Annotated in this window: 11 protein-coding genes; 9 read left to right on the top strand and 2 right to left on the bottom strand. The window is 67.9% G+C overall.

The window, feature by feature from the left end; translation table 11 throughout:
- From ACFTWF_RS44620 to ACFTWF_RS44610, 3 genes are all read left to right on the top strand, one after another.
- Positions 1–1,047: acyl-CoA carboxylase subunit beta (locus tag ACFTWF_RS44620; protein WP_378467460.1), on the top strand; the 1,047-nt coding region annotated here is incomplete at its 5' end.
- A gap of 23 nt (positions 1,048–1,070) precedes the next feature.
- On the top strand, positions 1,071–1,433 hold the full coding sequence (locus ACFTWF_RS44615; protein ID WP_378467459.1) for an acyl-CoA carboxylase subunit epsilon: 363 nt from the start codon (positions 1,071–1,073) through the stop codon (positions 1,431–1,433).
- A 10-nt stretch (positions 1,434–1,443) separates the two neighbouring features.
- Positions 1,444–2,088, top strand: coding sequence for a Maf family protein (locus ACFTWF_RS44610; RefSeq protein WP_378467458.1), 645 nt, complete (start codon positions 1,444–1,446; stop codon positions 2,086–2,088).
- On the opposite strand, the gene ACFTWF_RS44605 is transcribed toward ACFTWF_RS44610, so the two are convergent.
- Positions 2,071–3,819, bottom strand: coding sequence for an MFS transporter (locus ACFTWF_RS44605; RefSeq protein ID WP_378467457.1), 1,749 nt, complete (start codon positions 3,817–3,819; stop codon positions 2,071–2,073). The genes ACFTWF_RS44610 and ACFTWF_RS44605 overlap by 18 nt on opposite strands.
- A gap of 250 nt (positions 3,820–4,069) precedes the next feature.
- Here ACFTWF_RS44605 and ACFTWF_RS44600 point away from each other — a divergent pair, with 250 nt between their 5' ends.
- Positions 4,070–5,593 carry a condensation domain-containing protein gene (locus tag ACFTWF_RS44600; RefSeq protein WP_378467456.1) on the top strand — a complete coding sequence of 508 codons (1,524 nt, stop codon included), beginning with the start codon at positions 4,070–4,072 and terminating at the stop codon, positions 5,591–5,593.
- Positions 5,593–7,035: a condensation domain-containing protein gene (locus ACFTWF_RS44595; RefSeq protein WP_378467455.1), complete on the top strand. Its 1,443-nt coding sequence runs from the start codon at positions 5,593–5,595 to the stop codon at positions 7,033–7,035. Before ACFTWF_RS44600 ends, ACFTWF_RS44595 begins: the two co-directional genes overlap by 1 nt.
- Here ACFTWF_RS44595 and ACFTWF_RS44590 read toward each other — a convergent pair.
- Positions 7,002–7,412, bottom strand: a complete 411-nt coding sequence (locus ACFTWF_RS44590) for a group III truncated hemoglobin (RefSeq protein ID WP_378467454.1) — start codon at positions 7,410–7,412, stop codon at positions 7,002–7,004. The genes ACFTWF_RS44595 and ACFTWF_RS44590 overlap by 34 nt on opposite strands.
- Positions 7,413–7,558: 146 nt before the next feature.
- On the opposite strand from ACFTWF_RS44590, the gene ACFTWF_RS44585 reads away from it, so the two are divergent.
- From ACFTWF_RS44585 to ACFTWF_RS44570, 4 genes are all read left to right on the top strand, one after another.
- A complete protein-coding gene (locus ACFTWF_RS44585; RefSeq protein WP_378467453.1) occupies positions 7,559–8,458 on the top strand; it encodes a sulfurtransferase in 900 nt (299 codons plus the stop codon).
- Positions 8,455–8,871: a SufE family protein gene (locus tag ACFTWF_RS44580; protein WP_378467452.1), complete on the top strand. Its 417-nt coding sequence runs from the start codon at positions 8,455–8,457 to the stop codon at positions 8,869–8,871. Before ACFTWF_RS44585 ends, ACFTWF_RS44580 begins: the two co-directional genes overlap by 4 nt.
- 21 nt (positions 8,872–8,892) lie before the next feature.
- Positions 8,893–10,269: a condensation domain-containing protein gene (locus ACFTWF_RS44575; RefSeq protein ID WP_378467451.1), complete on the top strand. Its 1,377-nt coding sequence runs from the start codon at positions 8,893–8,895 to the stop codon at positions 10,267–10,269.
- A gap of 130 nt (positions 10,270–10,399) precedes the next feature.
- Positions 10,400–10,522: biotin carboxylase N-terminal domain-containing protein (locus tag ACFTWF_RS44570; RefSeq protein WP_378467461.1), on the top strand; the 123-nt coding region annotated here is incomplete at its 3' end.

The raw sequence follows: 10,522 nt of genomic DNA, 5'->3' as shown, positions 1-10,522 counted from the left end.
GACTTCGTCGTCATGGTCGACCAGACCTCCCAGATGTTCGTCACCGGCCCCGACGTGATCAAGACCGTCACCGGCGAAGACGTCACCATGGAAGATTTGGGTGGCGCGCACACCCACATGGTCAAGTCCGGCGTCGCCCACTACGTCGCCTCCGGCGAACAGGACGCCCTCGACTACGTCAAGGACCTGCTGTCCTACCTGCCGTCCAACAACCAGGCCGCCGCCCCCCGGACGATCCCCACCGACCCGATCACCGGCGCCCTCGAGGACTCCCTCACCGCCGAGGACCTCGAACTCGACACCCTGATCCCGGACTCGGCGAACCAGCCCTACGACATGCACGAGGTCATCCGCCGCATCCTCGACGACGACGAATTCCTCGAGGTCCAGGCCGAACGCGCCGGCAACATCGTCGTCGGCTTCGGCCGCGTCGACGGCCGCTCCGTGGGCATCGTCGCCAACCAGCCCACCGTCTTCGCCGGCTGCCTCGACATCGACGCCTCCGAAAAAGCCGCCCGCTTCGTGCGCACCTGCGACGCGTTCAACGTCCCCATCATCACCCTGGTCGACGTCCCCGGGTTCCTGCCCGGCACCGACCAGGAATACAACGGCATCATCCGCCGCGGCGCGAAACTGCTCTACGCCTACGGCGAGGCCACCGTCGGGAAGATCACCGTCATCACCCGCAAGGCCTACGGCGGCGCCTACGACGTGATGGGCTCCAAGCACATGGGCGCCGACGTCAACCTGGCCTGGCCCACCGCCCAGATCGCCGTCATGGGCGCCTCCGGTGCCGTCGGGTTCGTCTACCGCAAACAACTGCTCGAGGCCGCCAAGAACGGCGACGACGTCGACGCCCTGCGCCTGCAACTGCAACAGGAATACGAGGACACCCTCGTCAACCCGTACGTCGCCGCCGAACGCGGCTACGTCGACGCCGTCGTCCCCCCGTCCCACACCCGCGGACAGATCGTGGCCGCCCTGCGCCTACTCGAACGCAAAATGGTCACCCTCCCGCCCAAGAAGCATGGGAACATCCCGCTATGAGCGTCGGCGAATCATTGGACAGAGTGACCGCTCTCACCGAGGACGACGTGCGGACCGACACCGGAGCGAACACGGCGTCGTCGGCCAACGGTTCCGCGGCGGACACCACGCTCTCGGACAGCGTCGCCTCCGACGTGCCGGGTGACGTGGATGCCGCCGCGCCCGTCGCGGTCGGCGAGCCTTTCCTGACCGTGGTCAAGGGTTCACCGTCCGACGAGGAGATCGCGGCGCTCGTCGCGGTGCTCTCCGCGGTCGCAGCGGCGGGCAGCGGCGACCCGGATTCATACCTCCCACCCGAGTCCTGGGGTGCCCCCACCCGCATGCATCGCAGCAACGCCCCGTTCTCCCCGTACGCGTTCCCGAACGTGTCGGCGTACCGGCGTTGATCAGGGTCTCGTGACGTCCTTCGTTCTGGCCTCGGCATCGCCGGCGCGGCTGGCCGTGTTGCGCAGCGCCGGCGTGGAACCGGTGGTGCGGGTCTCCGGAGTCGACGAGGACGCGATCATCGCGGCACTCGGTGCCGACGCCGCCCCCGAGCACGTCGTCACCGAACTGGCGCGCGCGAAGGCGAACGACGTCCTCCCTGTTCTCGCGCGGGACGGGATCTCCGATGCCGTGGTCGTCGGATGCGACTCCATGCTGCTGATCGACGGCTCCCTGCAGGGTAAACCGGGAACCGTCGACGTCGCCCGTGCCCGCTGGTCGGCGATGGCGGGCCGGAGCGCGACCCTGCTCACCGGGCACAGCGTCCTGCGCCTCGTGAACGGAACGGTCGTGGGCGACGCACACGACCACAGCGCGACCGTCGTCCATTTCGCGAGCCCGCCCGACGCGGATCTGGAGGCCTACCTCGCGACGGGCGAACCACTCCAGGTTGCGGGTGCGTTCACCCTGGACAGCCTCGGCGGATGGTTCGTGGACCGCATCGAAGGCGATCCGTCCAGTGTGATCGGCATCGGACTGCCCCTCGTCCGTACGTTGCTCGCGGACGTCGGCGTCGGTGTCGCCGAGCTGTGGGCGACGTCAGGCCACGCCGACTGACACGTCGTCGGCCGGTCGATTTCGGCGTGGCAGCGTCAGCGACGCCACACCGATCGCCGCGGCGACCGCCGCGATGATCCAGAGGATTCGGCGTTCCGCCTGGAGAAACGCCTCACCCGCCGCGCTGCGGGTCGATTCTCGTGCGGCCACCACCGCGGAATCGGCGATCTGCTGCTGCGCCGCGCCGAGCGAGGCGCCCCCGGATCCCAGCGACCGGCACTGATCGGGCACCTTCATCGGGGACGTGGACCCGAGCTGTTCCGTCGCGCACCGCACGAACGTCTCCTCCGCACGCGGGATCAGCCCCGGCGGCACCCCGACCGCGGCGAGTTCGGCGGTCAGCGCGGGCCGTTCCGCCTGGACCGCGTCCGCGGACTGCGTCGCGACGAGGTTGAAGAACACCACCCCGATCACCGCGAGCCCGATCGAGCTGCCCACCTGCTGGACGGTCGGGAGCAGGCCCGACACCGAACCCGCGTTCTGCGGTTGCACGGTCGCGAGAATCGCCGTCTGGAGCGGTGCCACGAACAGTCCGAGACCGGCTCCCCCGACAAACAGTGGGCCGGCCAGCGCCGACCAGCGCGGATCGGTGCCCTCGTGCTGCAACTGCGCCGACAGCACGACGAGGGAGCCGGCGAACAGGGCCATTCCCAGCGGCAGGACGAGGTTGCCGATGCGCCGGTAGACCACGGCGGAGGCCAGCGCGGCGAGACCGGTTCCCAGCGCCCAGGGCAGCGTCATCACCCCGGCCCGCAGCGGGGAGAACCCGAATCCGAACTGCAGGGTGAGGGAGATGGTGAAGATCAGCGACGTGAGCGTGCCGAAGAACACGAACGCGATGGCCGCGCCGAGGGAGAACGCGCGGTCGGTGAACAACTGCAGTCGCAGGACGGGGTCGCCGCCGCGGCGCCCGAGTCGCCACTCGTAGACGACGAACGCGATCAGCACCGGTACCGAACACAGCAGCATCACCACGATGGGCGTCGGCCAGCCCCGTTCCCGGCCCTCGGCCAGCGGAAAGATCAGCAGAAACAGTCCGAGCGCCGACAGCACGGCGCCGCCCATGTCGAGGCCCCGCGCTTCGCGGCGGCCGGTGCCACCACCGGGGACCCCGTCGGGCTTCGCGTCGACGAGATAGAAGTACCCGAGGACCAGCGCGGCGAGCCCGAATGGAAGGTTGACGAAGAAGATCAGCCGCCATCCCCAGCCGAACAGATCCCATTGGATGAGAAGCCCGCCGACGAGGGGACCGCAGATCGTGGCGAGCCCGATGGTCGCGCCGTAGATCCCGAACACGCGCGGATGGGACCGTTTCGGGAAGAGCCCCGAGATGATGGCGAACGTCTGCGCCGACATCGATCCAGCGGCCAGACCCTGCAACGCGCGGGACGCGACGAGAGCGGTCGGCGATTGCGCCAGTCCACAGAGCAGCGAGGCGATCACGAACACGGCCATCGCGGTCAGGAAGACCCGGCGCCGTCCGAGCAGGTCCCCCAGTCGTGCGGCCGTGATCAGGGAGCACGCGAACGAAAGTGTGTAGACGCTGACCATGAGCAGCTGCGCCGACACCGAGGCCCCCAGATCGACCGCGATGCTCGGAAGCGCGACGTTGACGATGGTCGCGTCCAGCAGTTGCATGAACACCGCGGCAAGGCTGGTGGCCAGACCCAGCCACGGAACCCACAGACCGAGTTCAGCCCGATAGAGTGCGTCACGCTGAGTCGCAGGCATCGGGACAGGCTAGCGTCTCGGCACTCGCGCAAAGCTGTGAGGTCGCTCAAAGGTTGCTGCATATTACGTGAGGAACTTGCAGCGCACGACCCTTGTGCTCGACACTTGACGGGATCGGGACCGACCTGTAATCAGTCTCATACTTCTCTACCTCTCGCGGTAAGGCACCCGGTGCGCATCCTGTTGCGAGAAGTCCGCGCCACACCGACCGAACTCGCAACCTCGAACTCGACACACCAGGAGCCGCTCGATGGACTTGAACTTGATCACCCACTGGAAGCCGGAGCCTGGGCGGGTCGTCGAGTGGAAAGTCACGGATGCGAGTGCACGGGCGGCTGCCGCGGCGCCGGTGGATCCGGCACTGCCGACCACCATGCAGGAGCGGCACCTGCGGCGCGCACGACTGGCGGCGAACACCGGGGAGACCCAGTCACCCTGGATCGGCATCGCCTTCGACTTCCCCGGCAGGCTCGACACCGAGGCGATGACCCGCACCCTCGAGCGGTACGTCCTGCGGCACGACACGCTGCACAGCTGGTTCTCGTTCGCGAACGCCGACGCCGACGCCGACCCGACGGATACGACCAACGCCGTCCGTCGCCACGTCGTGCCCGCCGACTCCATCGCGCTCGTCGCCCACGAGGGTGCGACCCTCCCCACCTCCGAGCAGGTCCGCGATCACATCGCGGCGCGCTTCGCGAACGACACGAGCGCGCTCGGCTGGCCCGCCTTCGTGTTCGGTGTCGTCGAGCACTACGACACCGAACCACCCGCAGCGGACGACAGCTTCACCCTGTTCCACGCCGTCGATCACGCGCACACCGACATGCAGTCGATGATCCTCACCTTCGCCGAGACGCGGCTCATCTATCAGGCAGAACTCGACGGCACCCCGCCGGAACTGCCCGAACCGGGAAGCTACGTGGAGTACAGCCGGAAGGAACGGGAGAAGGCGGCGACGCTGACACTCGCCTCTCCCGAGGTGCACGGCTGGATCGGGCACCTGACCCGCAGCGGCGGGACCTTTCCGAGCTTCCCCCTCGACCTCGGCGCCGCCGACGCACCCCAGCCGGCCATCGGAAGCCGTTTCGACCTCGCCGACGCCGACGAGTGTGAGCGGTTCGGCGCCGTGTGCAAGGCCAACGGGTCCAACTTCATCGGCGGGGTGTTCGCGGCCCTCGCCATCACCGAACACGAACTGGTCGGACGCGACCGCTACATGGCACTGTCGCCCCTGACCACCCGCAACGATCCGCAGTTCTACTGGTCCCAGGGGTGGTTCATCAACCTGATTCCGGTCGGGTTCGCCCTCGAGGATGCCGCGACCTTCACCGGTCTCGCCCAGCGCGCACAGGACGCCTACCGGTCGGGCAAGGCGCTCGGCGAGGTGTCCGTGCAGCAGGTGATCGACACCGTGCTGACTCACGCCGGTCCGGAGGCGATGTCGCAGCACACCACACTGGCTCCGCCCCCGATCGTGTCGTACATCGACGCGCGGCGGTTGCCGCAGACCGAGAATTTCGTATCGACCCGGGCGACCGGCATCGTCGGGGGCAAGGCCACGCAGATCGCGTCGATCTGGATCAACCGGGTCCTCGAGGGCACCTGGATGGCGATCTCGCATCCGGATACCGACGCGGCGCACCGGTCCGTGACCACGTATGCGGAACGGTTGTCGACGATCATGAAAACCGTGGCCCGCGAAGGCGATTACACGGTGTCGCCGTTCGCACCGGTGGCCGCGGACTCGGCGACTGCCGCAGGGGCGAAGTAGTGCAGGTCACGTCGATCGACCGGTACATGCTCGAACCCGGCCTGGTGACGGAATGGTCCGTCGCGCCGGGTGCGGTCTCCCCGTCCGCGGTGCCGCCGTCGTACAACCAGCAGTTCCACCTCGACACCGCGCGCACGCACGGCGTCGGCCGAAGCGTCTGGATGGCAGCAGCTTTCGACCTGCCCGGACAACTCGACCGGGACGCGCTCGCGCAGGCGCTGGTGCATTTCATCCGGCGCCACGACACACTGCAGACCGGGTTCGACGTGAGTCCGGACGCGATGGAGCGTGTGGACCTCGACCCCGCGGATATCACGGTGGTCGCGTCCGAGTCGTCGCTGACGACATCGCCGCACGAACTCCGCGAGCATCTGCGGTTCCGCTTCACCGCAGCGTGCGATCCGCTGACGTTCCCGGCCTACCTCTTCGCGACGATCGAACGCGATTCCCACTACACGGTGGTCAGTGCGTTCGATCACACTCTCGTCGACGGATATTCACTGGTCATCGCGTTGGGTGAACTCCGGCAGATCTATCAGAAACTCGTCGGACTCGGCGGCACGGGCGTGCTCACCGAGGCGGATCTGACGGCGGACCTCGGCGATCCGGGGAGTTTCCTGCGGTACTGCGAACTCGAGGCCCAGACGCCCGTCACCGAGATCGGCGACCCCCGGGTACGCGAATGGGCACGCTTCTACGAGCGGTGCGGCGGCACCGCGCCCAGTTTTCCGCTCGACCTCGGTGTCGAGGCGGGCAAGCCTGCCCCGCAGGGCGCCGACGTCCGGCCTCTCCTCGACGCGGCGGGCACCGAGCGGTTCGAGGAGATCTGCCTCGATTCCGGGGGCAGCCTCTTCACCGGCACGCTCACCGCGATGGGGATGGCAGTGCAGTCGATCAACGGCGTCTCCCGGATCCCGTTGCAGTTTCCCCTGCACATTCGCCAGGACCCGCAGTGGGCCAACGCAATCGGCTGGCTCACGACGAGCGCGCCGCTGACGGTCGAGCTGACACCCGACTGCGATTTCCAGTCGTCGCTGGCGCACACCCACGCCTCGTTCCGCACCGCGCTCACGCTGAAAGGTGTGACGATGGCCCAGGTACGGGAGGCGCTCGGCGACGGATACCGCCGCACCCGCACCGATGTGTTCATGGTCTCGTACATCGACTACCGGCGGCTGCCGGGCACGGACGATCACGACGAACTGAACGCGCACCACATCAGCAACGTGACGGTCGCGGACGACGCCCAGTTCTGGATCTCGCGCACTCAGCGGGGCCTCGCGCTGCGATCGAGGTTTCCGGAGACGTCGACGGCACGGCGCGCGGTCACCGAGTTCCTCGTGCGGCTGCGCGAGATCATGCAGGACATCTGCGAGAACGGCGTCGCGCCCATCGCGGAGCTCACCAGTCAGCTGAACCTGGAGGGCACTCCGGTCGTCTGAGGGCCGGTGGGATCCAGCAGCCGCCTGCGCATCGCGCGTGCGATGCTGGCTGCCTCGCGCGTGGCCCGCTGCGCGACGTCACCGTCGAACAGTTCCTCGATGCTGGAGGCCCACAACTCGACCCACCGGTCGAAGTGGGCGGTGGTGAAGCCGTGACTGCCGTGCAGCGCCCGGTGCACGGCAGCGACGCTGCCGCGGTAGGTGCCGGTGCGGAACAGGACCGTCTCCCAGAAGTCGCACATGACGGGCAGGTGATCGTCCACGCCGATCACCGCCAGCGTCCCGAAGGCCGGTTCGAGAATCGGGTCGGCGAATGCCCGGCCGTAGAAGTGCCGGAGAAGAACCTCCAGGTCGGCGCGCGTCGAGATGTCGGGCATGTGGCCTCCGTTCGGAAGCGACCGTACGCCCCGGCACCGGCTCCCTCACGGCCCACGGACGGTAACTGTGAACGCCGGTCGGACGAACTTCCGGCGTCCGCATAGAATTGACGCGTCCCCGCCGCATCTGCCCCAGGAGCCCACCCGTGCCCGTAGCGCCAGATCCCACCCAGTCCTTCGCCGAGTACGCCAACCCCGGTCGACTCGTGTCGACGGAGTGGCTCTCCGCGAATCTGGGAACGCCCGGCCTCAAGGTCGTGGAGTCGGACGAGGACGTGCTCCTCTACGACGTCGGCCACATCCCCGGCGCCGTCAAGGTCGACTGGCACCTCGATCTCAACGATCCGGTGACGCGTGACTACATCAACGGCGAGCAGTTCGCCGACCTGATGAGCCGCAAGGGCATCAGCCGCGACGACACCATCGTCATCTACGGCGACAAGAGCAACTGGTGGGCGGCGTACGCACTCTGGGTGTTCACACTCTTCGGCCACGAGGACGTCCGTCTCCTCGACGGCGGCCGCGATGCGTGGATCGCCGAGAACCGGGACACCGCGTTCGACGTCCCCGAGACGTCCCCCACCGACTACCCGGTGGTCGAGCGCAACGACGCCCCGATCCGCGCGTTCAAGGACGACGTTCTGGATCACCTCGGTGAGGGACCGCTGATCGACGTGCGTTCGCCCCAGGAGTACACCGGCGAACGCACCCACATGCCCGACTACCCCGAGGAGGGGGCGCTGCGCGGCGGCCACATCCCGAGTGCGCTGAGCATTCCGTGGGCCAAGGCGGCGGCACCCGACAGCCGTTTCCGTTCGCGCGGTGAGCTGAACGAGATCTACGGCGGTGTCTCCGCCGACGACGCCATCGTGGCGTACTGCCGTATCGGTGAGCGGTCCAGCCACACATGGTTCGTCCTCACCCACCTGCTCGGTTACCCGAACGTGCGCAACTACGACGGTTCGTGGACGGAGTGGGGCAACATGGTTCGCGTTCCCATCGTCAGGGGTGAAGAGCCGGGAGCTGTTCCCGGCGCATCGTCATGACCGCATTACCCGATTCGCTTGCCGAGATCGTCGACGACTTCGCCGCCGTCGACGGCTCGGACAAGCTGCAGCTGCTGCTGGAGTTCAGCCGCGAACTGGCGCCACTGCCCGCAGAACTCGAGCAGGACGCGATGGAACCGGTACCCGAGTGCCAATCCCCGCTGTTCCTGTCGGTCGACGACTCCGATCCGGAGCACGTGCGGCTGCATTTCAGCGCACCCGCGGAAGCCCCGACGACGCGGGGATTCGCGTCGATCCTGCACCAGGGGCTGGATGGGCACAGCACCACCACCATCCTCGGAGTCCCGGACGATTTCTACTCCGCACTGGGGCTCGCCGACGCCGTCAGTCCGCTGCGACTGCGTGGCATGTCCGCGATGCTCGCCCGAATCAAGCGCCACCTTCGCGGCTAGGCAGGACCTGAACACACACTGATGGAATTCACCGAACTTGCCGACTACCCCGTTCCGGTGGGTGCGCTCACCGAATGGTTACCGTGCGCCCGCTCGGAATGGGTGGACGATCCCCGCCCGGCGTCGTATATCCACGAGGCGCACCTGCGCCGCTGCGCCGATGCCGGCGGCCGGGAGTCCTGGCTGGGCACCGCCTTCGAGATCCCCGGCACCCTGAAGGTCTCGGCGTTCCGGACGGCGATCGAGAAGTGGACCGACCGCCACGAAGTGCTGCGGTCGCACACGACCTTCGACTCGGAGACCGACCGCGTGCGGCGGCGCACCGTACCGCAGGGCGGGTTGCACGTGGGCGTCGTCAGCCACGGTTATGACGCAGCGGGCGGCGACAACTTCGCACACCTCCAGGATCTGTTCGACGAGTACGCCTCGCCGCACAGCTGGCCGTCGTATGTCTTCGCGACGCTCGAGACGGTCGAACGCGACCGTTTCACCGTGTTCTTCGCGGCGGACCATTCGATCATCGACGGATTCTCCATCGTGCTGGTCGCGCACGAGCTGACCGCACTGTACGAGGAAGCCGTGTCCGGCCGGACGGCCAACCTGTTTCCGGTCGGCAGTTACGTCGACTTCGGCCACGAGGAGCGGGCGACCACGACGGACGCCGAGGTGAATCGTGAGGCGCTCGCGGTGTGGCGGTCCGCGCTCGAGGGGCCGGGACTCCCCGAATTCCCCCTCGAGATCGGCCCGCGGACCACGCTGGCCCAGCAGAACCTGTCGGCGTGGATCCTCGATGCCGACCAGGCGGCCGCTTTCAATTCGGCCTGCCGCGAGGCAGATGTCGGCTTCTTCCCCGGCCTACTCGCCTGCCTCGGCCTGGCGGGTGCGGACGTCGCGGGGCTCAACCGCTTCCGGACCGTCACCCCCGTCCACACCCGGCACTCCCCGCAGTGGGCGTCCGCGCTGGGATGGTTCGTCGGACTCAGCCCGATCGATTTCGAGGTGCCGTCCGACGACTTCGCCGCGATCGCGCGTGAGGCCGCCGACAGCGTGGCCCGGACGAAGCCGCTCTCGGTGGTTCCGTTCGACCGGATCGAGAAGGAACTCGACATCCCCATCCGGCCACGCTTCGTCGTCTCCTACATGGACGTGCGGTTCGTGCCGGACGCGGGCCGCTGGCTGGAGCGGAATGCCCGGGCCCTGCGGAGCAGGCAGTACACCCACGACGTGTACGCGTGGATCAATCGAACGCCGCGGGGCGTCAATCTGGCGGTTCGATATCCGGGCAACGACGTCGCCGCCGCCAGCGTCCATACGTGGGTCGGAAGCCTCCGCCGGCAACTGGAACAGGTTTCAACCAACTACCCGTCGGTAGGGTTGCGAAGCGTCGGACAGGCCTGATCGGAGATTTTCGATCCGGTGACAACTCTGATCACTTCGGTGCCTACACTCCGAAGAGATGCCGTAACCCACCGCTGGTGCCCCCAGGGGATCAGCGCGGAGACAGACCATGCGAACCACAGGAGGCTCAGTGCCCAGTCATGCCAGCGCGCACATCACCAAGGTGCTCGTCGCGAACCGCGGTGAGATCGCAGTGCGGGTGATCCGGGCCGCAGCCGATGCCGGCCTGGCCAGCGTCGCCGTCTACGCCGAA

Origin of the sequence: Rhodococcus sp. NPDC056960, from assembly GCF_042674125.1 — a bacterium.
GTDB lineage: Bacteria > Actinomycetota > Actinomycetes > Mycobacteriales > Mycobacteriaceae > Rhodococcus_F.
This window is presented reverse-complemented; position numbering and strand designations above follow the sequence as displayed.